Origin of the sequence: Trueperella abortisuis, from assembly GCF_030811095.1 — a bacterium.
GTDB lineage: Bacteria > Actinomycetota > Actinomycetes > Actinomycetales > Actinomycetaceae > Trueperella > Trueperella abortisuis.
On the sequence record NZ_JAUSQL010000001.1, the window covers coordinates 260,806 to 286,678 of the forward strand.

Below are 25,873 nucleotides of genomic sequence, written 5' to 3' on the forward strand. Positions count from 1 at the left end.
GCATCCTCGGGGTTAGCTTGACATGTGCGCGGTGGGCCGGGGAGGGGAGCCCGGTTGGGTGCCCTCCCCGGCCCACCGCCGCCGTTATGCGAGAGCCGCGCTGACCACGTCCTTCGCCTCGGCCTGCACCTGCGCGAGGTGCTCGGGGCCCAGGAAGGACTCGGCGTAAATCTTGTACACGTCCTCCGTGCCCGAGGGCCGCGCCGCGAACCACGCGTTCTTCGTGGTGACCTTCAATCCGCCGATCGGCGCGCCGTTGCCGGGAGCCTCGACCAGCCGCGCGGTGATCTCCTCGCCCGCGAGCTGGGTGGCGGCGACGTCGGCGGGGGAGAGCTTCTTCAGCTTCGCCTTCTCCTCCTTCGTGGCCGCCGCATCGATGCGTGCGTAAGCAGACTCGCCGTAGGTCTGCGTCAACTCGCGGTGCAACACCGACGGCGACTTGCCCGTCTTGGCCAGGATCTCCGAGGCCAACAGGTCGAGGATGATGCCATCCTTATCGGTGGTCCACACTGTCCCATTCTTGCGCAGGAACGACGCACCCGCCGACTCCTCTCCGCCAAACCCGATCGAGCCGGAGACCAGCCCGGGCACGAACCACTTGAAGCCAACCGGCACCTCGACCATCGGCTTGCCCATCCCGGCAACCACCCGGTCAATGAGCGAGGAGGACACGAGCGTCTTGCCCACGCCCACAGTCGGGCCCCACTCGGGGCGGTGCTCGAAAAGATACTTGATCGCCACGGCAAGGTAATGGTTGGGGTTCATGAGCCCCGCGTCGGGAGTGACGATGCCATGACGATCCGAATCGGCGTCGTTGCCGGTGGCGATGTCGAACGGCGCGGCGCCGTCGGCGCCCGGCTTCATCCGCTCCAGCAGCGAGGCCATCGCGTAGGGCGACGAGCAATCCATGCGGATCTTGCCGTCCCAGTCGAGGGTCATGAAGGGCCAAGCCGGGTCGATCACGGGGTTGACCACCGTCAGATCCAAACCGTAGCGCTCGCCAATCGCCCCCCAGTATTCGGCGGAGGCTCCACCCATCGGGTCAGCGCCGATGCGGACGCCGGCGGTGCGGATCGCCTCGAGGTCAATGATCGACTGCAGGTCGTCCACGTAGGCCGACAGGTAGTCGTGCCCGCGCGTTGTCTCCGCGTTGCGCGCCTGCTCGTAGGGGACGCGCTTCACGTTCTTCCAGCCCTGACGCAGGATCTCGTTCGCGCGGGCGGCGATCACCTCGGTGGCGTCGGTGTCGGCGGGGCCACCGTGAGGCGGGTTGTACTTGAACCCGCCGTCACGCGGCGGGTTGTGCGAAGGCGTGATGACGATGCCATCCGCCAGGCCAGGGCCCTCCGTGCGCACGCCCGCCGCGGTATCGGCGCCGTTGGCAGTGAGGATCGCGAGCGACACGGCCGGGGTGGGAGTCCAGGAGCCGCGGGCGTCGAGCCGCACCTCGACGTCGTTGGCGGCCAGCACCTCAAGGGCGGTGCGTTCGGCCGGTTCGGAGAGCGCGTGGGTGTCACGGCCAATGTAAAGCGGGCCGTCGATCCCCTGCGAGGCACGGTATTCGACAATCGCCTGGGTCGTGGCGACGATATGGGCTTCGTTGAAGGCGCCGTCAAAAGCGGAGCCGCGGTGGCCCGACGTTCCGAACACGACCTGCTGAGCCGGGTTGTCCGGGTCCGGCTCGATGTCGTAGTAGGCGGAGATCAGGGCATCAACGTCGATGAGGTCTTCCTTTTGGGCAAGCATGCCAGCACGTTCGTTCATGGCTCTATCGTCTCACTTTTCGGCCCTACCTTCTATCGTCAAATGCGTACTCGCCACCGCCAGGCGCCCGGTCGGCTCGGCCCGCGCCCGCCGCCACAGCGGCGCCACGCCGGGTTCATGCCCGCCGCCAGCGGGTTCGCCTCCTCAGGCTCGCGGACCGGCTTGCCAAGGCGCGCTCCGACTTACCCCAAACCCGTTGTCTGACAACACGCCGGCTGATAGAGTCGAAACTGCACGGTACCCACGCATGCGCAGTGTCGCGCCAGCTCACGCAACGAAGCGTCGGCGGATTTGAAGGGGAACACATGAATGGAATTCGGCGCCTGCTCGGCGTTGGCCTCACAGCCTCCGTCGCCCTGGCAGGTCTACTAGCTGTCCCGCTTGCGCCCGCGGCGCTCTCGGACGAGGGTCCGGTCGGGGAGATGGTCACCATCGCCAAATGGCATGATGACATCCCCGGCGGCGTCAAGTACCGCATTCCCGCGCTGACCCAGGCGCCCAACGGCGACCTCCTCGCCATCTTCGACATGCGCCCGAACCAGGACGACCTGGCGAGCAACATCGGCGTCGTCATGCGCCGCTCCAAGGACGAGGGCCAAACCTGGGGCCCGATTCAGACGATCCGCTACGAGACGGGCAAGCGCGGCAACGGCGACCCGTCGGTTCTGGTAGACCGTGCGACGGGTCGCATCTTCGTCTTCTATGCCGGCTCGGAGAATCAGGGATTCGGCGGGGCGAGCGCCGGCAACTCCGCCTCCGACCCCAACACCATGACGGTCGCCTACTCCTACTCCGACGACAACGGCGCCACCTGGCGTCACCGCGACATCACCGAAGACGTCAAGCCCGCGGACTGGGCCGGCATCTTCGCCGCCTCCGGCGAGGGCATCCAGGTCCGCTCCGGCGCCCACAAGGGCCGCCTCATCCAACAGTTCGTCACCCGCGCGGCCGGCCGCAACGCCAACGTTTCCCTCTTCTCCGACGACGATGGCGCCAGCTGGCAGTTCGGCACCCCGTTCGCCACCTATGGGGATGAGAACAAGGTCGTGGAGCTATCCGACGGCACACTCATGATGAGCGCGCGAGTGGGCGGCGGCATGCGCGGCGTGGCCTACTCCTCCGACGGCGGGCAGACCTGGGGCAACGCCCACACCGACGGCCAGCAGGTCGACCCCACCTCGAACGGCACGATCCTGCGTCTCTACCCCGACGCCGCGGCGGGCGACCCGAAGTCCAAGATGCTCATGCTGCTCAACTCGGACGATCCCAACATCCGCCGTAACGGAACGGCGAAGGTCTCCTGCGACGACGGCGCCACCTGGCCTGGCCGCGTCACCATCGAGGCTGACGAGTCGGAGTACATCACGGGCACCCCGATCTACCGCAACGGCGAGGCGACCGGCAAGGTCGGCGTCCTCCTCGAACGCGACGGCTACACCACGATGGCCTACACGTCGGTGGACACCACGGGGATGATGGTGTGCGCGCCAATCAGCGCCAAGCAAGGCCAAGCGGAGACGACCCCGAAGAACCGCATCACCGTCACCGCCGGCGAGCGCTTCACCCTGCCGCTCACCATCACGAACCAGGGCACCGACCAGCTCGCGCCGGGCACCCTCTCCGTCACCGGCTACGACAAGTCGGAGTGGACGGCCACGGATACCGCCGACGTCGGGCCGATCGCGGCCGGCGAAAGCGCGGACGTCGACGTCGCGCTCAACGTCCCCGATACGCTCCTGGGGGAGCGGACGCTGGTGGCAACGTACGCCGTCGGCGGGAAGACGTCCCAGCAGTACGTATACGTGAACGTGACCGGCGAGGCGGGCACGCCGACCCCGAAGGTGCTGGTAGAGCCTTACCTGGACGCCACGTACGAGGACGGGTCGAAGATCTGGCGCCCTGGGGTGACACCGCAGGAAGGCCCGCTCGGCGACATCGCCGTGCCCTGGGTGCGGGTAACCAACGTCGGCAACGTGCCGGTGCGCAACGTCCAGCTTAACTACGCCACCAACTACTGCCACCAGGACTCGATGGCGCCGGGGACGAAGATCCTGCCGAACTCGGCCTACAACCCGGGCATCTGCTGGTCGCGCAACGACATGCGGCACGTGATCACCGCCGAGGACGTGGAGCGCGGATACTGGGAGCAGGAGTTCTACGCCACCTTCACCTACGACGGTCAGCAATACGAGTCCAACCGGGAGACGGTGCGCCTGGATCTGTCGGATGCGACGATCAACGCGTCGGGAGTCGGAGCCGACGAGGCGAGGGTCTACCTGCCCACCGGAGACTTCCAGAGCTCGAGCTTCACGCGCATGCCCGAGGCCCAACCCGACTCGTGGATCCTGCCCAGCGGGCACGATCTGGGCCTGGAGATGGCGAAGGACAACCGCGCCTCGGCCCAGCTCGTGGTCGTGTCGCCGACGGCGGGCCAGCTGACAGCCGAGGTCAGCCCGGCCGAGGGGATCGAGTGGGAGGTGAGCTACCCGGACCGGATCGTCAACTCCGACCAGGGCACGCTCCAGGCCGGCTCAACACTTGACCCGCTTCGCACCGCGGCGCCGACCGTGGAGGCGAATGCCAACCAGGCGGTCTGGTTCGTCGCCCACGTGGCCCCCGACGCTGCGGCCGGCGTCATCAGCCAAACCATCACCCTCAAGCTCGATGGTTTGGTCATCGCCAGCTATCCGGTGAAGGTGTCCGTGCGCGACGCGCAGCTGCTCGACCGGGCAGCGCGCCCCTTTGTCCTCGACCTGTGGTGGCACCCGGACGCGATCGCCGACTGGTACGGCGTCGAGCCCTGGTCCGAGGAACACTTTGCGCTCATGAAGCCCTACCTGGCCGAGCTGGCCGAGGCGCAGCAGGACGTGGTCAACGTGGCCATCGTCCACGACCCGTGGTACCTGCCCGACTCGGACCACCCGCAGACGGCCTCGCACTACAACTCCACAGTCGAATGGCGGTGGGACGGCCAGCGCTACTCCTTCGACTTCGACGTCTTCGACAGGGTGGTGGCCGCCCACGCCGAGGCCGGCATCACCGGCCCGATCCACGCCTTCTCCATCAAGGGATTCAGGCAGGACCGCCTGACGTACTACGACGACACCCAGGGCGGCAAGCTCGTCAGCAAGACGATCGCGCTCGGCGGGGACGAGTACCGCGCCGCGTGGAGCGCCTTCCTGGCTGCCTTCGAGCAGCACCTCAAAGACAAGGGCTGGTTCGAACGCGCCTCGCTCTTCGTCGACGAGCCGCGCACGGAGCAGATGTCCGCCATCGAAAGCCTCATCAACGACGACGCCCCCGACTGGGCGGGCAAGCTCGCGCTCGCCGCGAACTCCGTCAACGAGGCGAACAAGGCCGACTTCGTGGCGTTCAACTACGACTTCCTCAGCCAGGTCCCCGCGGACCTTGTGACCAAGCGCAAGGAGGAGGGCAAGGCCTCGCTGTTCTACACCTACTACAGCCCGCAACGCCCGAACGTCATCACGGCCTCGCCGCTGCAGTCGGGCCGCATGCTCGGCTGGATCGTCCAAAAGCGCAACCTCGACGGGTTCCTTCGCTGGACCTTCAACTCCTGGCCGACGGACGTCTACGCCAACTCGACCTTCCTCTACCACCAGGGCGACGAGTACCTCATCTACCCCGGCGGCCGTGCGGGCGCCCCCGAGGCGGGCCCCGTGTCCTCGATGCGCTGGGAGGCATTCCTCGACGGCATCGACGACTCGGAGATCCTGCGCGAGGCGATGAACACCGACGACGGCGACGCGGCCGGCCTCCAGCACACGCTGACCGGCGTGGCGGACACCGACGCGGAGACGGCACCCGCCTGGGGCGGCATGGTGGGCGCCCGCTCGATCGCCCTCAACGCGATCGGCGAACAGGCCGACCAAGCCGCGCGCATCAGCGCCTCCGCCAGCTCAGAACAGGTCTCCCCGGGTTCCCCGGTGAAGGTCACCGTCCAGATTCACGCCCCTCTCACCAGCGGGCTTGATCCGCTCACAGTGACGCCGACCGCGCCCGAGGGGTGGCAGATCACCCCCGCCAACGTCACCACCTCTGCCATCGGCGCCAACCGCACCGCGAGCGCGGAGTTCTGGGTAGCCAACAACCGCGCCACCGGCCCGGGCACCGTCTCCTTCGCCACCACCGGCCCCGAGCTGGCCACCCAGGTGAACCTGACGGCGTCGGCAGGGACGTGCGTTCCGGCGTCGTTGGTGGGCGAGGCGTCCGCGAACTCGGAGGAGTCCACCGCCGGCCTGCCGAACGAGGGCCCGATCTCCCTCGCCTTCGACGCCAACCCGGCGACCCACTGGCACTCGGCGTGGAACGGCCACGCCTACCCGATTGAGGCATGGTGGAAGACCGACGCCGCGCAGGGACAGGAACTGTGCGCTGTGCAGTACCAAAAGCGCCAGGCGGGCGTGAACGGCCACCCGTCCGAGGCCAAGATCTACACCTCGCCCGACGGGCAGGCATGGACCGAGGTCGCCACCGTCCACCCCGATAACTCCGCAGGGCTGCAGAACTTCGAGCTGCCCGCCGGCACCACCGGCCCCTGGGTGAAGTTCTCCGTGACCAACGCGGCGAGCACCGTGCCCGGCAAGTCGTTCGGCTCGGCCGCGGAGTTCGGCGCGGCCAAGCGTACAGTGTCGAATACTGCGCCGGCGATCTCCGACTCCATCATGGAGGGCACGGCAATCCAGAGCTACCAGATCCCGGATAACGGGATTGGCTACCTGGTCAATGGCGTGGTGGCCGAGCCCGGCGTCTACCGGGCCGAGCCCGGCCAGCGCATCGAGGTCAAGATGAACGGACTAGCCGAGCACGGTTACACGCTACCCGCGGATGCCCCCATCGACTGGGCCCACACCTTCCTCAAGGTCAGCGTCGATCCGATCGCGGTTCACCCCGGCGACGCGATCCCGGCCACGCCCCTGAAGGTGGCCGGCAACGGCGGCAAGCTCAGCGTTGAACTCGGCGATGGCGCGCCCGCGTGGCTCACCGTCTCCGAGGACGCCGCCCTGACGGGGACGGTCCCCGCGGACGCCGGGCCTGGACAGATTGAGGTGCCCGTGGTGGTCACCGAGGAGGTCGGCGCCCCGACGCTGCTTCCGAACATTGCGGGCACCTACACGGCGCGCTCCGCCGCGGTGATCACGATCCTGCCGGCGGAAACGGACCCCGAGGATCTGCCCAAGCTGGACGTCCTGCTCGCCGGCGCGCCGGTGGATGCGAGCGTCGGCACCGCCGCGACAAGCTACCCGCTCGACGCGATCGATGAGGACGCGAGCCCCGCCGAGTGGCCCGCGGGTACCACCTTCGCGCTCGCGGACGGCTCACCCGAGGGCGCGAGCATTGACCCGGCGACCGGCGCCGTGACCTTCACGCCCACCGCGCAAGACGCGGGCAGGGACGTGGGCATCGAGGTGACCATCGCCTACCCGCCGCTGAGCGTACACCCGGATTCGGCGACGTCGTTCAAGGTCATCTTCCGGGTGGCAAAGGCAGGCGAGCCGGGCGCGACCTGTTCGGCCGAGGAGTTCGCGGGCAGGGCGCCGGGTGCCACCAACCTCCTCGGGGAGGCGACCGGGGACCTGCTGGCCGACCTCTGGTCGCTCGACGCCGAGGGCAAGATCCACTTCTACGCGAACTACGGCTCTGCCTTCGCCCATCAGTACGTGGCCCACTGCCCGGGAGCGCAGATCACCGCGATGACCGCCATCTCGGACGTCAACGCCGATCGGCGCGCCGACCTGCTGCTTCGCCACGCGAACGGCGAGCTGTACTTCTACTACTCGCTCGGCCGCGGGCAACTGCAGCAGGGCATCAGGGCCGGCCACGGCTGGAACGGCATGGACAACATCGCATACGTGGGCAAGCTCGGCGCGGGCAATACGCAATACGTCGTCGCGCGGCAGGTCGCCACCGGTGACCTCTACCGCTACGAGGTGACCCGCGACGGCCTGGCGAACGGCACGAAGATCGGCCACGGCTGGCAGGAGATGACGAACGTCGTCGGCGTCGGCCAGTTCGTCGGCGACGGCTACCCGGACGTCATCGCGACGCGCTCGGACGGAAAGCTGTTCGTCTTCGCCGGCACCCGAGGCGGCGGCCTGGTGAGCGCGGGCCAGATTGGCCACGGCTGGTCGAGCTTCGGGGCGGTCTCCTCGCCGGGCGACGTGAATGGGGACGGCGCCTACGACCTGGTTGCCATCCGCAACGACGGGAGGCTGTTCCTCTACAACAACCAGCGCGGGTATTTCGCCACCGGCGCCCCGATCGGGCACGGCTGGAGCTCCGTGAAGCTGGTGAGTTAGCCCGGGCCGGGGCCGGCCCGCTAGACGATGTTGCGCTTCTGCGCGATCTGCAGCGCCACCCACCCGAGCGGCACCCGGCCCCAGAAGGTGAAGAGGCGGTAGAGCACAGCGGTCGAAAACGCGATGGAGGAGGGCACGCCCGCGATGACGAGGCCGCCCGTCAGCGCCGCCTCGACCGGACCGATACCGCCCGGCGAAGGAACCACGGAGCCCACCGAGTTCGAGATCAGATAGGTCACGGCGAGGGTGATGATCGGCAACTCGTAGCCAAACGACTTCAGGGCGAACCCGAAGCAGGCGATGAACGCCACGGACATGAGCATCGAGCCGGTGGCCCCCAGCAGGATGCGGGTGGGGTGGGTGAACAGCCACACGAAGCGCGGCCAGACCTGGTTGACGGTGGGACGAATCTTCGCCATCACCCAGCGCCGCAGCTGCGGAATACCCCCGACGATCCCGCCGACCACCACGATGATCGCGAGCGCGATCTGGATCGTGCCCGAAGGCAGGGACAGATTGCCGAAGTCGCCGGTGAAGAGGGACAGCACCACGAGCAGGGCGATCGTCACCACGAACTGGCCCACCTGCATCGCAGAGACGGTGGCGACGGCGGCGGGTGTGGAGACGTTCTTCTTCTGCAGGAAACGCAGGTTGATGGCGGCCGGCCCGATGCCGGCGGGCGCCACGAGGGTGACCACGGAGGCCGCCACCTGCACGAGCAACGCCTCCCGGTAGGGCACGGGCTCCTTGGAAAAGGCGGTCAGCGTGACAGCCACACCCGCATACGTGCCGAGCCCGAACAGGAACGAAATCACCATCCACCACGGGTTGGCGCCGAGGATAGCGGTGCGCAGATCGTCGAAGTTGAGGGAGCCGAAGAGGATGATCAGCGCGATGCCACCGATGGCGACGGTCGCGATTGTCTTGAGGGAGAAGCGCTGGTATTCGACGGTCTGCAGGTTGGAGGCGTCGGGAATCTCGGCGGCGAGGGCGTCGCGCAAATCCTGCAACTGTTTCTTCTCAAGCGCAGCCTTCGTGGCCTGGGGAAGGATGGTGGTCTGGAGGAAGGGCGCGATGGAGGCCACCGCCGTCGTCGGAAGGTTACGGTTCGCCGAGGCGACGGCACGCGCGACGCCGACCACCCCGGCCAGCATCGCGACCGTCTGGGCCAGGTCGACCTGTCGGGCGGTGTCGGTGGACAGGACGGAGGCGTGCTGCCAGTTGGCCACGTGCAGGCCCATCGGGGTGACCTTGACGTAGCTGGCGTGCATGTTGCCGTGCGACATGCCGTTGCGGTGAGCGAGGTTGAGCTCGTGCCAGAGGTGGTCGAGGTCGTCGTCGGTGATTGAATCGGGGTCGGCGTCCTTCAGGAGCGGGTCTGCGGTGGCGAGATCGGCCACGAGGATGGAGGAGTCGAGCCCGGCGATCGTGGAGGAGGCGCGGTCCGCGACCCCGATCTGCTCGGCGCGCATCTGGGCCAGCAGCATCTGCTCGGCGGTGGCCTCCAGGGTGCGGCGCGTCTGGCGGATCGCGGTGCGCAGGCTGATACGGGCCCACACGTCGTCGAGGAAGGACAGGATCTGGCGATCGTTATCGAGCACCTTGAGGTGGAAGGCCCGCCCATGGATGTCCGTGGCGATGTAGTTACGCGAGACCGCCGACGGCCGAGTGGTCGGGTAGCGTGCAATTGTCTGCGCGCGCAGGGCGTAGGAGTCGACGTCGGTGACCTCGCGCTCGTCGCCGGGCATCGTGAGGTTGTCAATCTCGTCGATGAGGGTGGCGGTCTCGGTGTCGGCGTCGTCGCTGTCGGGGTCCAAGATCTTGCGGATCTGTTCGAGGCCGGCAAGGTTGGTGTGCCCGATGGGGGAGGAGGTGGTGACGTCGATGGCCTGGAGCATCGAATCGCCGGTGAGGTCGTCGATGCGGACGGCGGTGACGACGTCGATCCCGGCGCGGCGTATCATCGCCACGAATCTGGCGCCGACCGTGCGATCGGGGGCGCCGCCCACAATGTAGCGGGTCAGGAGGCCGGCGAGGACACCGATGAGGATGGTGAACAGGGCGCCGGAGAGGTTCTGGTTGCCGCGCAGGATCGACAGGACGAGCGCGATGCTGAGCAGCCACCAGCCCGTGCGCGTGATCCGGGAGCCCTTGGAGGACCCGGAGACGGTGAGCATCGTGGCCAGGAGAGCGACATAGGGCACGGCAACGATGAGCGACTGGCCCGGGACGGGCTCAGAGAGCGCGTCGAACAGGTCGGAGCTGGGCAACCACTTGGCGCCCATCCACACCACGAGGGCGGAAATGCCGACGGCGGCGCCCGAGCCCACCAGGGTCGTGAAGAGGGCGCGCCAACGTTTGCGGAGCACCATCTCGCCGAGGATGAGGATCGGCAGGAAGAAGGACATGAGGCCTTCGAGGGCGTTGATCGGCAGGGCGAGGATCGTGGTGAGGATGCCGCTGGCGGCCCGCCGCACGTCCTGGGCGACGGCGATGGTGGTGGTCTTGGCGTAGACGGAGACGAGGATGACGAACGCGATCCCGACCACGCACAGTACCGCGCCAAAGAGGTCGGCGGGGTTGCGTACCCAGCTCGGCTGGGAGTCGATGAGGAGAACCTCCCGCTCGGGGGTTCGCCCTGCCGCGGCGCGGTTGTCTGGTTTGTGCTGGGCCGTCACATCATCGATCCTACTCATGCGGACGGCTCCGGCTCCACTTCGTGGGGTGCGTCGGTGCCCGCCCGATGCGGTGGCCGCATCGGGCGGGCACCGCATCGGACGGGCACGCGGTCAGGCGTTGCGCAGGCGTAGCGAATTGCCCACCACGATCACCGACGAGCTCGCCATTGCGAACGCCGCGATGCCGGGCACGATCACGCCGAACACCGCCAGCGGGATCGCGATGACGTTGTAGGCAAAAGCCCAGGCCAGGTTCTCCTTGATGATCTGCAGCGTGCGGGCGGAAACCCGCAGCGAGTTCGGGATAGCCCGGATATCGGAGTTGACGATCGTGATGTCTGCGGCGGCCTTGGCCACGTCGGTGCCCGAGCCCATCGCGATCGAGAGGTCGGCGGCGGCGAGGGCCGCGGCGTCGTTGACACCATCGCCCACCATCGCAACCTTCCTGCCCGCGCCCTGAAGCTCCTTGAGCACCTCGACCTTCTGCTCGGGCAGCACCTCGGCGCGCACGTCCGCGATGCCGAGCTCGGCGGCGACGGTGACGGCGGCAGGCGCGTTATCGCCGGTGACGAGCACGGGGGTCAGCCCGCGCTCGCGCAACGCAGCCAGGGTCTGGGAGGCCTCGGGCCGGATCGTGTCGCGCACGGCGATGAGGCCCGTCCCGCGCCCGGCCTTCGTCACGACGACGACGCTTGCTCCTGTCCGCGCCAACGCCTGCGCCCGGTCGGTCAGCTCGGGGCTGACGTGGTCGGCAAGCCAGCTCAGGCGGCCGGCGGCGACGGGCTCGCCGCCGGCCGTGCCCGCCACTCCCTTGCCGGCATGGTTCGCGAAATCGGAGACGGCGGTGGGGGTGATCCCGTGCTCACGGGCGGCGCGCACGATCGCCTGTGCGATGGGGTGCTCGGAGTGGGCCTCGAGCCCGGCTGCCAGCGCAAGGACGGCGTCCTCGGCGCCAGACGTGCCCTCGGCGCCAGAAGTGCCCGCGGTCTCCACCTCGCTCACCGACATGACGCCGCTGGTCAGGGTGCCGGTCTTGTCCAGCATGATGGTGTCAACGGCGTGGGCGCCCTCGAGCACCTCCGGGCCGCGGATGAGCGCGCCGAGGCGGGAGAGTCGGCCGGAGCCGACCAGTAACGCCGTCGGGGTCGCCAGGCCCAGCGCGCACGGGCACGCCACCACCAGCACGGTGATCGCGGAGGCGAGCGCCATCTCGGCGTTGTCGGTGAACACGCGCACGCCGAACGTGGCTAGCGCGATCAGAATAACGACGGGGACGAAGACGGCCGAGATCCGGTCGGCGATCCGCTGCACGGGCGCCTTGCCGGTCTGCGCCTCGGCGAGGAGGCGACCCATGTGGGCCAGCGTCGTGTCTTCCCCCACGCGCGTGGCGCGCACCTCGAGCGAGCCGTGCGTATTGAGGGTAGCCCCGGTGACGTCGTCGCCCACGCCCACGTCGACCGGCAGGGACTCCCCGGTCACGAGCGAGGCGTCGATGGAGGAGGAACCCGCCACGATGACGCCGTCGGTGGCCACGGTCTCGCCGGGACGCACCCGGAACACGTCCCCCACCTGCACCTGCGAGACGGGCACAACCCGCTCCACCGGCTCATCGGAGCCCGCGCGTCGCACGAGGAGCGCCTCGGAGGCGCCAAGCTCAAGCAGGGAACGCAGGGCGTCGCCGGCGGAGCGGCGCGAACGGGCCTCCAGCCAGCGGCCGATCAGCAGGAAGGTCACGATCATCGCGCTGGTCTCGAAGTACAGGTGTGGCGCGGCGGCGTGGCCCAAACCGTGGATGCCGGTCATCTGCATGGTGTAGCCGATGCGGCCGGCCCCGCCCAGCGTCAGCGCCCACAGCGACCAGCCCATGGAGGCCAGCACGCCGAGGGAGACGAGGGTGTCCATCGTCGACGAGCCGTAGCGTGCCGCGCGGAATGCGGCACGGTGGAAGGGCCAACCGCACCAGAACGCCACCACCAGCGACAGGGCGCCGATCACCCACTGCCAGCCAGGAAACTGGAGGGCGGGAATCATTGACAGCCCAACCACCGGCACCGACAGGATCGCGGAGACCACGAAGCGGCGCCACAGATCCGCCACCCGCGCCTTCGCGGCTGCTTCCGCGGCGGCCTCGGCGGCCTGGATCATCTCGGCGTCGGGCGCGTCGCCGGTGCGGCTGATCACCGACGCGTCATAGCCGGCCTTGACGACGGTGCCGACCAGGTCCTCATTCGACAGGTCGGCGGCCGAGCCGTCGAGCTCGACGTGGGCCCGCTCGGTGGCCAGGTTGACCACCGCCGTCACCCCGGGGACCTTGTTGAGCTTCTTCTCTACGCGCGCCACGCAGGAAGCGCAGGTCATCCCGCGCACGGCGAGGTCAACTTCAATCATCAGCGGACGATCTCGACGACGGTGTAGTTGCCCGCCTCGTCGACGGCCTCACGCAACGCGTCGTCGGAGACCTCGGCGGAGGTTGCGAGGCGAACCTCGGAGGTGCCCTTCGGATCGAGGGTCACGTCGACGGAGTCGACGCCGGGCAGCTCCATGAGCTCCTCGGTGACGTGGGCGACGCAGTGATTGCAGGTCATTCCGTTGACCTTAAGGGTGGTGGACATGGCAAACCTTTCACTCGGTGTCATTCGCGTTGACACTGAGGCCAACGACACCGGGTGCGGGTTTATTCCAGCGGGCCGCTCCGGGGCAAGGCTGGGTGCGCCGCCTATTGCTCGGGCTGGAGGTCGCCGATCCACTGGATGCCGGCGGTCAGGTCGGCGGAATAGGGCGAGCCCTCGCGGGGCGCGTGCGCGGCGGGGTTGCCGGAGCCACCGGCGTCGTGGGCGGCGTCGCGGGCGAGGCGGTGGAGCAACCAGTCGGGCATGTTATCGCCGTTGCGCGGGAAGGCCTCCACCTCGGTGTGCCACTCCTCGGCGCCCACGAGGTCGGCCCAGACGGGTTCCTGCACCGCGTTGACGTTGAGCTTGCCCTGCCCGTCCTTCGTCACGTTGATGACGGCCACGAGGAACGGGGCCTCACCCGCGATCGCAAGGTTCTGCTTGAGGCGGCGCAGATGGTGGATGACCGCGGTGGGCAGCACGCGAAGCTGCGCGTTCTTCTCGCCCTCAAGCTTGGCGTAGCCCTCATAGATCGCGGACTGGCCAACAAGCTGGACGCGAACCGTCTCCTCCACCCATCCGGGCGGCGCCGTCTGGGACAGGAGGGAGAGGCACTCGCGCAAGAGTACGTTCGTGTCGGAGAAGTCGATCGCCTTGCCACGTGCGGCGATGGCGGGCCGGTTGGAGACGTCCCAGCTGACAGGGCGCGCCTCCTGGCGTTGCTGGTTCGTGAGATGGGCGGGGTCAACGAGCGCGGTGTACACGCCGGTCGACCAGCGCTGGAACTTCGCGCGCTCCAGGTACAGCGCGTCGTTGAGCGACGCCGTGACCTGGAAGAGCAGCTTGTCCTCGCTACGCACTGAGCGGACCACCCGCACCGGGATGCCGGAGACCTCCCCGGTGACGAGGTCGGCGTAGATGTCCGCGCCGTGGCCAACCGCGATGCGCTTGGCCCACATCCCCGACTCGAGCTCGGTGAAACCCTCCTCGGTGGGCGGGTTTGTGGGACTGACCATCGTCACCGCCGACGGGCGGCCGCCGTCCAGTTCGACGTCGCACGGGACGCCACCCCAGTCGCGCTTGATCACCGGGCCGACGAACGGAGAGGGCACCGTCGCCGTGAAGGTGCCGGTGGCGACGTTCTCCCAGCCATAGGCAAGCCCGTGGTAGACGCCGCGCAGCTCCGGCTCCAAGCTGCCCGGGTGGAAGCGCCACAGGCGGGCGCCCGCCGTGAGCCGTGCCGGGTCCACGAGTAGGAGGTCCGTCTCCACCCCGCCGCCGCGGGCCACACCCGAGCCATCGAAGGGTGGATAGTCGACGACGCCGCCACGGTAGCCCTCCGGATGCAGCGGGCCGACAGCGTGGCGGTCAAAGATGAACGGATCCACGGGCACGTGCAGGATGTCGAGCGGTTCGTCCTCAGAGTAGGGCGAGCCGGGGAATCGGAGGCAGAGCAGGTCCATCAGGTCGGCGACGTCGGTGACGGAGGCCGCGGCGGCGGCGTCGACCGCGAAGCCGGAGAAGAGGTCGTAGCCCGTGTCAAGGAAGGCCTGCGCCTGCTGCGCGGTGACGGCCAGTTGGAAGGTAAGCATGGGGCTCTTTCGTAGACGAGGTTGCCCCTCCAGTCTAGTGGCTCCGGGCAGGCGGCGGGGAAAACGGACGGGAGGCGGGCGCGGGAGTTGGCGTGCGGGCGCGGGAGTTGGCGCGAGACGCTGGCGTCAGGCCATCCTATTCGCGCGCAACCGCTTGACCACCCACCACACGAGGAGCACCACGACTACGGCCGCCACAACGTAAGACAGGATCCCCACGTACTGCTCCACCAGGTGCCAGTTCTCACCCAACACGTAGCCCGCGCCTACCAGGGCCGTGTTCCAGATCGCGGCGCCCGCCGTCGTGAGCAGCGTAAACCACGCCAGGTTCATCTTGATGACGCCGGCCGGCAACGAAATGAGGGAGCGGAAAATCGGCAGCATGCGTCCGAAGAACACGGTGGACTGGTCGTGCTTGTGGAACCACTCCTCGGTCTTATCCACGTCCGACATCTTCACCAGGGGCAGCCAGTTGAAGATTGCGCGGGTGCGCTCGCGGCCGATGAGGCGGGCGATGGCGTACAGCGCCCACGCGCCCACGAGCGAGCCGGCCGTGGCCCAGACGATCGCGGAGACCAGGCCGAACGACGTGCCCTGCGAGGCCGTGAAACCGGCCAGCGGCAAGATGATCTCGGAGGGCAGCGGCGGGAAGAGGTTCTCCAACGCGATGAGGAAGGCCACCCCAAGACCGCCCAGAGACTCCATGATCGTGACGGCCCACGCGGCGATGCCCGTGAGCTGGTCGGCGGCGGCAGGTGCTGTGGCGGCGACGGCGGGTGCGGCGACGGTCAGTTGAATCATGTGCTCAGCGTACGAGTTGGGGCGCCAGCCCCACGTAGGAGGCAGGGGTGAGATTCGCCAAGCGCGTAGCGACGTCGTCGGGAAGGCCGAGCGAACCGATGAAGGCGCGCATCTCCTCCGCACTCACGCGGTGGCCACGGGTAAGCTCCTTGAGGCGCTCGTAGGGGTCCTGCATGCCGGTGGCGCCCGCAATCGCGGCGGCGCGCATCGCCTGCTGGATCGGCTCGCCAAGGACCTCCCAGTGAGCGTCGAGGTCGGCGGCGAGCGCGGCGCGGTTGGCCTCCACGCCTGCCACGCCGCGGCGCAGGTTCGTGATCGCCAGCAGCGAGTGGCCGAAAGCCACCCCGACGTTGCGCAGGGTGGAGGAATCGGTCAGATCGCGCTGGAGGCGCGACGTGACGAGAGTGGCGCCGAGGGTATCCAACAGGGCGCAAGAGATCTCGAGGTTCGCCTCCGCGTTCTCGAAACGGATCGGGTTGACCTTGTGCGGCATCGTGGAGGACCCCGTAGAGCCCTGCGCCGCGAGGTTCTGTGCGAGGTAGCCCAGCGAGATGTACGTCCAAAAATCGGTGGCGAGATTGTGGGCGATCCGGTTGAAGCGGGCGACGTCGGCGAAGAGTTCGCTCATCCAGTCATGGGACTCGATCTGGGTGGTGAGCGGGTTGAAGGTCAGCCCCAGCCCCTCGACAAACCGGCGGGCGAGGGCCGGCCAGTCCACGCCCGGCACGGAGACCGAGTGCGCGCCATAGGTGCCGGTGGCGCCGTTGAACTTGCCGAGGAATTCGGCCGCCTCGATGCGGCGGATCTGGCGGGAGAGGCGGTGGGCGAGGACGGCCACCTCCTTGCCAAGCGTGGTCGGGGAAGCCGGCTGGCCGTGCGTATGGGAAAGCATGGGGGTCTCGGCGTTCGCGCGCGCCATCTGGGAAAGATCGGCCACGAGGGCACGGGCGGCCGGCAGCCAGACGTTCGTGAGGGCCGCCTTGATGTTGAGCGCGTAGGCCAGGTTGTTAATGTCCTCCGAGGTGGCGAAGATGTGGACGATCTCGTGCATCTGGGGGAGGTGGGTGGCGGGCTCGGCAAGCGCCGCGGGCGCGGCGTCCATCTTTTCCTTGAGGAAGTACTCGACCGCCTTGACGTCGTGGCGGGTCTCGGCCTCAATCTGCGCGAGCCGGGCGATATCGGCGTCGTCCATGTTGGTGGGGATCGCGCGCAGGTAGGCGATCTCGGCGTCGGTGAGGACGGGCGCGCCGGGGAGAACCATGTTCGTGGAGAGGAAGATCAGCCACTCGACCTCCACGTGGGCGCGGGCGCGGTTGAGGGCCTGCTCGGAGAGGTGGTCGATCAGCGGGGCGACCTCCGGCCGGTAGCGACCGTCGAGCGGACCCAGGGCGTACATGTCAGAAAAGTTCATGGTTCCATGGTGGCACATCCGCAAGCGGCGGCGTCGCCAAGTCCGCAAATGTAACGCTAATCCGCAACATGTGACACCAATTTCGGGCTTTTGGTGTGACATCTGCGGGGTGGGGCGCGAGGTGCGCGAGGTGGGCGGGAGGTCACAGGTAGGGGCGGGCCGTCGCCACCGTCTCCCGCCCGTAACCGCCACCGAAGAGGGCGGCGTGGACGATGAGCATGTGCAGCCGATGCAACCCGATCCTCTCCCGCCACCCCGGAGCAAGCGGCGAGGCCTCGTCGTAGCCGGCGTAAATCTCCTCCACGAACGGCGCGCCGAACACGGTCAGCTGCGCCAAGTCGGACTCGGCGTGACCGCCCTGGCACGCCGGGTCGATGAGCACGCCAACGACGCCGGCCCCTCCGGGCGCCGAATCCGCCGGGGTGGCCGGATCGACACCGCCCTCCATCGGAGAATCGGGCCGCGACCACAGCAGGTTGCCCGACCACAGGTCACCGTGAAGGAGCGCCGCGTCCGTGCGCACCAGCCCAGGCTGGGGAGAATCGAAGACGCCGTCGCAGAGGCGGCCGGCCAGCCTCTCGATCACGGCCGCGTCCTGCGGGGTGAACGAGCCGTTGGCGAGAGCCGCGCCCACGTAGGGCAGAAGACGGTCGGCGGCGTAAAACTCGCCGAAACGCCGAGCCGGCGAACCGGGCGCGACCAGCGGCAACGGCGCCATCCCCATCGCGCCCACCTCCCCCTCAAAGCCGTCGGGGGCCTGGCCGAACACGCGCGCCCCCTCGGCGTAGGCATGGGTGCGGGCAAGCCGGGCGCCGAACTCCCGTGCGGCGCCCGGCGTCGGCGGGGCAGGACGCAGCACATACGTCGACAGGGTGCCAGCGCCACCGGAGGCGACCCGCGCGACGGGAGCTCCGCCGTCGTGGGCGGCCTTAGCCAGCGCGGCGAGGCCGGACAGCTCGTGGGCGACGGCCCGCCTATCCCCGCGCTTAGTGTGGAGCGCCACGGTTCACTCGGAGGCGGTGACGAGAGCCGAAATCCAGTTGACCACGCCCACCACGACGCCGCCCGCGAGCGCCCAGCCGAAACCATCCACCACGAGCGATAGCTCGAAGTAGCCCGTGATCCACGCGGTGAGCATGAGCATGAGCGCGTTGACCACCACGAAGAACAGGCCCAGCGTGACCACATAGAACGGCAACGAAATCAGCATGACGAAGGGGCGCACAAACGTGTTCACCAGCGCTAACACCGCGCCGGCGAGGAGGAAGTAGACGACCATCCGGCCGACCGGGCCAAGACCGGCAAGCGGCCCATCCTCGGGGCCCACCAGCCGGATGCCGGGGAGAATGATCGTGGTAATCCACAGCGCGAGGCCGTTGGTCACTGTCCTGCCTAAGAAACTCATGCCCCCATCCTACGGCCGGGACGGGTGGGAAAACGGGGAGTGCGCGGCCCGCGAAATGGGTGCAAGATGGAGGTATGAGTTTCTTCCGCCCCGAGATCGATCAGCTCCCCGCCTACGTGGCCGGCCGTAACCCGACCGACCCGGACGTCATCAAGGTGGCGTCCAACGAGATGCCCTTCCCCACCCTGCCCGGGGTGGAGGCGGCCCTCGGGCTACGGATAGGGGACCTGGGCCGCTACCCGGACATGGGTGCCGCCGCCCTCAAACAGGCGGTCGCCGCCTTCCACGAGACGTCGGTGGACAACGTGGCGGTGGGCAACGGCTCGGTGGCGCTCATCGAGAAGTTCCTCCAGGCGGTGTGCGGGGCCGGCGCCGAGGTAGTGCTACCTTGGCGTAGCTTCGAGGCCTACCCGATCGCAATCCAGGCGGCGGGCGGCGTAGCCGTCAAGGTCCCGTTGCGTGGCGGCGCGATCAACCTTCCCGCCATGCTCGACGCCGTCACCGCGCGCACCCGCGCCATCATGATCTGCACGCCGAACAACCCCACCAGCTCGGCCCTCACCCACGACGAGCTGCACCGCTTCCTCCGCTCCGTTCCCGCCAGCATCCCCGTTCTCATCGACGAGGCCTACGTCGACTTCGTCGAGATGGAGGATCCCGTACGCGGGGTGGAACTGGTTCGTGAGTTCCCGAACGTCGTGACGCTTCGTACCTTCTCCAAGGCGTACGGGCTGGCCGGGCTGCGGGTGGGCTACGCACTTGGCGCGACCGGCGTCGTGGCCGGCCTCGACAAGGTGGCCACCCCCTTCGGTGTGAACGCGCTCGCCCAGGTGGCGGCTGTGGCCGCGCTCCAGCAGCGAGGCGAGGTGGAGCGCCGGGTGGGTGTCATTAAGGCTGAGCGGGCAAAGCTTGTCTCTGCGCTACGGGCTCTGGACTGGGAGGGCGGCGCGCCGCAGGGCAACTTCCTCTGGTTCGACCTCGGCGAGGACGCGGAGCGCTTCGCCGCCGCGTGCGGCAGGGAGAAGATCGTGGTGCGGACATTCCCCGACGACGGCGTGCGGGTCACGGTTGCGACGCCGGAGGCTTCCCTGCGCCTGGTCCGGGCATATCGGGCGTTCCGCGCTGCCTAATCGCGCTTCCCCGGGCCCACACCGGTCAGGGCCCGGTGCCCTCACCCTGCTCGAGCCCGACATAACTCAGGAATCTGAGGCCTACCAGGCGCGTATAGCGATCGGTAGTCGGTATATTCAAGTGAAGTGTCGGCAGGTGGGTCAAATCCTCAAGTGAAGTGTCGGGGCAGGCCCGTGCCGAGCGGTCACAGGAACACCAGGAACAGCGCTACCGAGATGGCGACCTCGCCCAGCCCGATGGCGATCGGAGGCAACCAGCCGCGGTGGTAACCCCACGCGGGCACGGCCACCGCGCGGATCGCGATGAGCCCACACAGCCACGGCAGTGCCAGCGGCAACCGCAGGTGCGCGTTGAGGACCAGCACCCCGATCAGCCCCGCCCCGTGGAAGAGGAGGGAGGCGAGGAACCAGGCCCAGTCGCCGCGCTCGCGGATGTTGGTCTTGACGTAGAAGATCGTGCCCAGGAAGTACCAGCCCACCACGGCCGTGACGATCCAAATCCAGGCCCATCCCGTCACTGAGCCGTCCGGGGAGGAACCGGGGAGGGCGGCGAGGTCATGGGTGGCGAGGTCATAGGCGACGGGCAGGGTAAGGGTGGCGGCGGTGACGGTGGCCGCGTCGTTGAGGAAGGAGCGTTCCTTGCGGCGGGCGTAGCACCAGGCCGAGACCACGACGAGCGGGGCGAAGGCGAACGCCCAGCGCACCAGGAATGGGGCCACCACGAGCAGTGCAACGCCGAGCGGAGCCGCGATCGCCGTGTAGGTCAGCGCTGGCCGCACGAAACGGGAGCGTCCGGAGCGCCTCCCCCCGGAGCCCCCGGAGCGTCGGCGCTCGCAGGACGTGCGGCGCGGTTGGCGCGATGTAGAGCGACCGGCCGGCCGGGCAGAACGCAGCCATTGCCCGATGGCGTAGAAGGCGAAGTAGCCCACCCACCAAGTGCCGAGCAGGAGGAGGTGGGCCGGGACGAAGCCGCCGAGCGCGATCCCGAGCAGGATGGGAATGGTGACCATCGCCCACGCGCCGTGATAGCGCGGGACCCAGCCGGGTGGGAGCTTGCGGCTCATGATCAGACTCCGAAGATCGCGGGTATGTGTGGCGTTTACTGGTGTTTAGTGGCGTTTAGAAGATCCGGTCGGCCGCGCGCTTGAGCTCAAACCCGTGCCCGGACATGACGGACCAGCAGGTCACCCCGTCATTCTCGAGTGTGCAGGCGAATCCGTTGAGGGAGACGGCGGTGCCGTAGTCGTAGACGTCAGAGACGCTGACGGCGTATTGGCAGTCGGCGTTGACGGCGCGCTCAGTTCCGACGACGTACGTGGCAGTCAGCCCCTCGCACTGGCCGGGGGAGGGGTAGTCGTAGGTGTAGATGGAGCACTCGACGTTGTCGGAGTTGATGCGGCAGTGGATGTTCTCGGCGGGGGTGGTGAATGAGGCGGCCTCGATGGCGCCGCTGGGGGCGGGCCGCATCGGCGTGGGCTCGGGCGTGGGCGTGGCCACGGTGGCCTCGGCGGTTTTGGGCGCGGCCTGGCTGGGGGCGGCCTGCGCGGTGGGGGCGGCGGTGGCCGACGTCGTCGGGCTGGTGGCGAGGTCGCGCCCGGAGGCGATGAGCCGCTGGAAGACGATGACAAGGATGACGACGAAGAGTAGGGCCGCGGCGCCGATGAGGAAGTAGAGGGGGCCGCGGCTTTCGCGTTGCGGCGGGCTGGCGTGGGGGTGGCTCATGAATCCTCCTTGAGTATCACGCCCATCTTAAAGGATGTCGGAGGCCCTGTGTAGGCTGGAAACATGCGCGCGCGGGCCGATCCGCGCGCCGATGGGAGGGCTGATGGCACTGGCAAACGGGCAGATTAACGACGCCGACCTGGCGCGTACCGCGGCGCTGCTCGGGCGCGTCCGGGGTATTTTCCATGGCAGCGTGGTGGGGCAGACGGATTTGGCGAGGGCGCTTGTCACGGCGTTGATTGCGCGCGGACACGTGCTGCTGGAGTCGGTGCCGGGGTTGGCAAAGACCACGGCGGCGCTGACGTTGGCAGACTCGATCTCCGGCACGTTTTCCCGTATCCAGTGCACGCCGGACCTCATGCCGAACGACATCGTGGGAACCCAGATTTACTCGTATGAGACGGGTAGTTTTTCCACTCAGCTCGGGCCGGTGCACGCCAACATGGTCCTGCTCGATGAGATCAACCGTAGTTCGGCCAAGACCCAGTCGGCGATGCTGGAGGCGATGCAGGAACGCCAGACGTCGATCGGGGGCACGATCTACAAGCTACCGGATCCGTTCATGGTGATGGCTACCCAGAATCCGATCGAGGAGGAGGGCACCTACGTGCTGCCGGAGGCGCAGATGGATCGTTTCCTGCTCAAGGAGGTGTTGACATACCCCGAGCCGGATGAGGAGGTGGAGATCCTGACCAGGTCGGCGCAGGGCAGCTTCGGGCGCGGTGAGGTGGAGCCGATCTCCACGGGCGACGTGTTGTTCTTGCAGGCCACGGCCCGGCGGGTGTACGTGGATGAGTCGATCAAGCGCTACATTGTGGCGCTCATTAACACTACGCGCGGTCGGGGGCCGCGCCCGTTGCCGGAGCTGGAGCGTCACTTGCGCGTGGGGTCCTCCCCGCGCGGAGGGCTGGCGCTCATGCAGGTGGGTCAGGCGCTGGCGTTGCAGGCGGGGCGGAACTACGTGACGCCGGAGGACATCACGGCGATGCGTTATCAGGTGCTCAGGCACAGGCTCGTGCGCACGTACGACGCGCTGGCCGGCGGCGTCCGCCCGGAGTCCCTCATCGACGCCGTCTTCGAGGCGGTGCCAACCCCATGAGTGGGCGGGTCAGGCACGCGGCCACCAGGTCGGCGTTGGTGCGCGCCAAGGTCGCGCTGCCGGTGATCCGCCGCGCGTCGGGGGTGTTCGAGGGCCAGCACGGCTCGACGCTGACGGGTCGGGGTCACGACTTCGACGACCTCGCCGATTACGTCCACGGCGACGACGTGGCGGACATCGATTGGAAGACGTCGGCGCGGGCCGGGCACCCGATCATTCGCCGCTTCGAGCGTGAGACTGACATGTTCACCCAGCTGGTCATCGACACGGGCGCGCAGATGGGCGCCGCTGCGCCGTCGGGGGAGTCGAAGGCGGAGTTGGCGATGTTCGCCGCGGACGTGCTCGGCTACCTTGCGATCCAGCGCGGGGACCGGCTGTCGGTGGTGTACGGGGATAGCGCGGGGGTGCGCCGGATTCCGGCACGCAACGGCAACTCGCACCTGGACTTTGCGCTCGACGCGGTCCAGGAGCGGATGGAGGCGGGCGCGGGGGAGTCGGCGGTGTCGGACATGCTGGAGGAGCTGTTGCGTGTGCCCCAGCCGCGCGCGCTGTTGCTGCTGGTCACGGACGAATACTGGCCAGACCTCCCGGACGGGCGGACGCTGCGCCGAATCCGCACCCGCCACGAGATGGTGGTCTTGCGGGTGGCGGACATGTCGGTGGCGGCGCAGGGCGTGGAGCGCATGGTCGACCACGCAACCGGCTCCCTTATCCCGGCCTTCCTCCGCGACGACGCCATGCTGCGGGCTGATCTTGAAGATGAACGACGCCGCGCCCACGCATTCGCGGCCGATCTGCTGCGCTCCAACGGAGTGCGGCACGTGAGCGTGGCGTCGACCAAGGAGGTCCCCTCCGCGATCGTTGGGTTGCTGAGGCGCCATGCTTGACCACGTCGTGGATCCGTTCGGCGCGCCCGCTGTGTACTGGGTGATTTTTGCCGTGGCGCTGGTGGCGTGCGCCGGCGTCGTTGGGGCGGGGCGATGGTACTGGAGGCGCGAGCCGGCGCGGCGGGAGGCCGGGCCGGCGCCGATGCGGGCGGGCCGGGACCCGGGCGCGATCGAGCGGATCGACGCGGTGGTGGCGCGCCACCCGGCGGAAACGCCGGAGGATGTGCGGGCGCTGCACCTGGAGTTGGCCGCAGAGCTACGGGCGATCCTGGGCGAGCGCGTGGGTGCGGACCTGTCGGCCTGGCAGGTGGGTCAGTTGCGCGAGGTGGCGGCTTTCCGGCAGGCGGCGGACGCGATCGAGGAGTGGGAGGAGCCTTCCTTCTCGGCCGAACCGCACGCCAGTGCGCGGGCGGCCCGGGACCGCGCGGTGAGGGCGGTGTCATGGTAAACCCGCTGGTAGGAATAGTGCTTGGCCTTGCGCTTGTGGCCGCGGCGGCGCTCGGTTGGTTGCGCGGGCGGCGCGCCGAGGGCGGGGTGCGCGTGGCTCATACCGGCGCTGCCCTCCGCCACCCGCGGCTGCGCAGGCGGCTTGCCGTGCTGCGCGTGGGAATCGGGACCGTGGCGGCGCTCGCCGTCGTCGTTGGCGGTGGTGGCGCGTATCTGGCGGCGCGGCCGGTGGATGCGGACTCACTGCGCTCCGAGCTCGCCAGCCGCGACATCATGTTGTGTTTGGACGTGTCCGGCTCGGTGCTCGCCTACGACGCCGAGGTGCTGCGCTCGTTCGCCACCCTCGTGGAGAACTTCGAGGGGGAGCGCGTGGGGTTGAGCATCTTCAATTCGTCCTCGCGGCTCGTCTTCCCGCTGACCAGCGACTACGCCCTGATCACCGACCAGATCGACTCCGCCGTCGACGTCATGAGCACCCAGAACCCGGCCGGCCTCAACCGCCTCCTCGCCGGCACCGAGGCGGGGGTGGAGGCCTATGGCTCCTCCCTTATCGGCGACGGCCTCGTCTCCTGCCTGTACTCCTTCAACTTCGCCGATGACGAGCGCGCCCGCACCGTCATCTTCGCCACCGACAACCAGCTCGCCGGCGAGCCCGTTTTCACGCTCGCCGACGGGATCGAGCGGGCCAAGGAGCGCGACGTCGTCGTGCACGGCGTCTACATCTCTGGGCCGTGGACGGACGACGACGCCGAGATGCGCGATCTGCTGGAGGCGGGCGGAATGTACTACTACCCCTTCAACGACATCGGGGCGGCGGGACGGATCGTTGAGTCGGTGCAGGCTCAGGACGTGGAGAACGTCGTCGTGCAGGGCGATGCGGTGATGGTGGACCGGCCGGGGCGGTGGCCGGCGGTCATCGCGGGGGCGCTCGTGGTGTTGCTCGCGCTGGCGTGGAGGTTCAAGCTATGAACGTCCAGTTTTTGATTCCTCCGGTGCCGCTCGCCGTGGTGGCGGGCGTGGGGCTGGTGATCGTCGTCGGCGCGATCGTGACCGCGCGTGAGCGCTGGCTGGCGTGGCTACGCCGGGCCGGGATGCTCGCGATGGCGGTGGCGATGGGGGTGACGCCGGCGGTGAGCGTTCAGACGCGCACGCTGACCTCGAACCTGGCGGTGCTGTTCGTCGTGGACGCCACGGGCTCGATGGCGGCGCAGGATTACGGGGACGGGCGCCGGCTCGACGGAGTGAAGGCGGACGCGGCGGCGCTCTTGAACGCGCTGCCCGAGGCGCACGTCGGCATCGTCGAGTACAGCTCGCAGGCCACCGAGCAGCTGCCGCTGACCACCGACAAGCAGGCGGCCCGCACCTGGTTCGACGTCTACGATCGGGAGATGACGGACTTCTCCGCCGGTTCCTCCATCAACCGGCCGGTCGAGGAGGTCAGGGCCGTGCTCGAACGGATGCAGGGGGAGCGTTACGTGCCGGTGGTCATTGTGATGACCGACGGTGAGGCCACCGACGCGATGACATCGCGACGCGACGAGGCCCCGGACTACTCGGCGTGGGCGCCGCTGGTGGAGGGCGGATTCGTGCTCGGGTACGGCACCGAGGCGGGCGCGCCGATGCTTCGGCGCGACGCGGCGGGCGAGACCGGAGAGCTCATCACGGCGCCCACGGGCGAGGTGGCGATCTCGAAGGCCAACCCGGAGGCGCTGCGGACGATCGCCGGGCAGATCGGGGTGCCCTACGTGCACCGCAACGGGCCGGGCGGGATCGAGGAGCTGGCGAGGGAGCTGACGGCGAATGCGAGCCTGGGCGAGGGCGTGGAGGAAAACGTCTACAGCCCCATTATCTGGCCGTTCGCCGTGGTCCTCGCGCTGCTGGGGGCATGGGAGCTCTTCGATCTCATGCCGCGGGTGCGGGCGGTGGCCACGATGTCCACGCGCCGGGCCACCCTCGACACGGGCGGAGGCAGACGATGAGGCGGACAGGTAGGGCGAGCGCGAGGCCGGCG

Annotated in this window: 18 protein-coding genes; 7 read left to right on the top strand and 11 right to left on the bottom strand. The window is 68.7% G+C overall.

Going from position 1 to position 25,873, the window contains the following annotated elements:
* Positions 1-84: 84 nt before the first annotated feature.
* Positions 85-1,764 carry a phosphoglucomutase (alpha-D-glucose-1,6-bisphosphate-dependent) gene (gene pgm, locus J2S45_RS01045; protein WP_307634250.1) on the bottom strand — a complete coding sequence of 560 codons (1,680 nt, stop codon included), beginning with the start codon at positions 1,762-1,764 and terminating at the stop codon, positions 85-87.
* Between the two features lie 305 nt (positions 1,765-2,069).
* Between pgm and J2S45_RS01050 the strand changes: the two genes are divergently transcribed.
* The gene (locus tag J2S45_RS01050; RefSeq protein WP_307634251.1) at positions 2,070-8,081 is read left to right on the top strand and encodes a glycoside hydrolase domain-containing protein; all 6,012 of its coding nucleotides are present in this window, start codon (positions 2,070-2,072) and stop codon (positions 8,079-8,081) included.
* Positions 8,082-8,101: 20 nt separating this feature from the next.
* On the opposite strand, the gene J2S45_RS01055 is transcribed toward J2S45_RS01050, so the two are convergent.
* The 8 genes from J2S45_RS01055 to J2S45_RS01090 all read right to left on the bottom strand — a co-directional run bounded on the left by J2S45_RS01055 (position 8,102) and on the right by J2S45_RS01090 (position 18,577).
* The gene (locus tag J2S45_RS01055; protein WP_296932005.1) at positions 8,102-10,777 is read right to left on the bottom strand and encodes a lysylphosphatidylglycerol synthase transmembrane domain-containing protein; all 2,676 of its coding nucleotides are present in this window, start codon (positions 10,775-10,777) and stop codon (positions 8,102-8,104) included.
* Positions 10,778-10,870: 93 nt separating this feature from the next.
* The gene (locus tag J2S45_RS01060) at positions 10,871-13,147 is read right to left on the bottom strand and encodes a heavy metal translocating P-type ATPase (protein ID WP_307634252.1); all 2,277 of its coding nucleotides are present in this window, start codon (positions 13,145-13,147) and stop codon (positions 10,871-10,873) included.
* The gene (locus tag J2S45_RS01065; RefSeq protein WP_270973482.1) at positions 13,147-13,371 is read right to left on the bottom strand and encodes a heavy-metal-associated domain-containing protein; all 225 of its coding nucleotides are present in this window, start codon (positions 13,369-13,371) and stop codon (positions 13,147-13,149) included. The genes J2S45_RS01060 and J2S45_RS01065 overlap by 1 nt, the downstream gene beginning before the upstream one ends.
* A gap of 104 nt (positions 13,372-13,475) precedes the next feature.
* Positions 13,476-14,960: a hypothetical protein gene (locus J2S45_RS01070; RefSeq protein ID WP_307634253.1), complete on the bottom strand. Its 1,485-nt coding sequence runs from the start codon at positions 14,958-14,960 to the stop codon at positions 13,476-13,478.
* A 126-nt stretch (positions 14,961-15,086) separates the two neighbouring features.
* Entirely contained in the window at positions 15,087-15,761 is a 675-nt protein-coding gene (locus J2S45_RS01075) for a DedA family protein (protein ID WP_307634254.1), read from the bottom strand.
* Positions 15,762-15,765: 4 nt separating this feature from the next.
* A complete protein-coding gene (gene purB / locus J2S45_RS01080) occupies positions 15,766-17,172 on the bottom strand; it encodes an adenylosuccinate lyase (RefSeq protein ID WP_307634255.1) in 1,407 nt (468 codons plus the stop codon).
* Positions 17,173-17,314: 142 nt separating this feature from the next.
* Positions 17,315-18,175: a fructosamine kinase family protein gene (locus J2S45_RS01085; protein ID WP_307634256.1), complete on the bottom strand. Its 861-nt coding sequence runs from the start codon at positions 18,173-18,175 to the stop codon at positions 17,315-17,317.
* Between the two features lie 3 nt (positions 18,176-18,178).
* On the bottom strand, positions 18,179-18,577 hold the full coding sequence (locus J2S45_RS01090; protein ID WP_270973476.1) for a phage holin family protein: 399 nt from the start codon (positions 18,575-18,577) through the stop codon (positions 18,179-18,181).
* A gap of 74 nt (positions 18,578-18,651) precedes the next feature.
* Between J2S45_RS01090 and J2S45_RS01095 the strand changes: the two genes are divergently transcribed.
* Complete coding sequence (locus J2S45_RS01095; protein WP_307634257.1) at positions 18,652-19,707, top strand: histidinol-phosphate transaminase; 1,056 nt, start codon at positions 18,652-18,654, stop codon at positions 19,705-19,707.
* A gap of 185 nt (positions 19,708-19,892) precedes the next feature.
* Here the strand turns inward: J2S45_RS01095 and J2S45_RS01100 are convergent, their stop codons facing one another.
* Complete coding sequence (locus tag J2S45_RS01100) at positions 19,893-20,771, bottom strand: YwiC-like family protein (protein WP_307634258.1); 879 nt, start codon at positions 20,769-20,771, stop codon at positions 19,893-19,895.
* A gap of 55 nt (positions 20,772-20,826) precedes the next feature.
* Positions 20,827-21,429, bottom strand: a complete 603-nt coding sequence (locus J2S45_RS01105) for a hypothetical protein (RefSeq protein WP_307634259.1) — start codon at positions 21,427-21,429, stop codon at positions 20,827-20,829.
* Positions 21,430-21,532: 103 nt separating this feature from the next.
* On the opposite strand from J2S45_RS01105, the gene J2S45_RS01110 reads away from it, so the two are divergent.
* The 5 genes from J2S45_RS01110 to J2S45_RS01130 are packed head-to-tail and all read left to right on the top strand — an operon-like array spanning position 21,533 to position 25,841.
* On the top strand, positions 21,533-22,528 hold the full coding sequence (locus J2S45_RS01110; RefSeq protein ID WP_307634260.1) for an AAA family ATPase: 996 nt from the start codon (positions 21,533-21,535) through the stop codon (positions 22,526-22,528).
* Positions 22,525-23,415 carry a DUF58 domain-containing protein gene (locus tag J2S45_RS01115; RefSeq protein WP_296929881.1) on the top strand — a complete coding sequence of 297 codons (891 nt, stop codon included), beginning with the start codon at positions 22,525-22,527 and terminating at the stop codon, positions 23,413-23,415. Before J2S45_RS01110 ends, J2S45_RS01115 begins: the two co-directional genes overlap by 4 nt.
* Entirely contained in the window at positions 23,408-23,863 is a 456-nt protein-coding gene (locus J2S45_RS01120; protein WP_307634261.1) for a hypothetical protein, read from the top strand. The genes J2S45_RS01115 and J2S45_RS01120 overlap by 8 nt, the downstream gene beginning before the upstream one ends.
* Entirely contained in the window at positions 23,857-24,831 is a 975-nt protein-coding gene (locus J2S45_RS01125; protein WP_307634262.1) for a vWA domain-containing protein, read from the top strand. Before J2S45_RS01120 ends, J2S45_RS01125 begins: the two co-directional genes overlap by 7 nt.
* The gene (locus J2S45_RS01130; protein ID WP_296929889.1) at positions 24,828-25,841 is read left to right on the top strand and encodes a vWA domain-containing protein; all 1,014 of its coding nucleotides are present in this window, start codon (positions 24,828-24,830) and stop codon (positions 25,839-25,841) included. The genes J2S45_RS01125 and J2S45_RS01130 overlap by 4 nt, the downstream gene beginning before the upstream one ends.
* Positions 25,842-25,873: the final 32 nt, after the last annotated feature.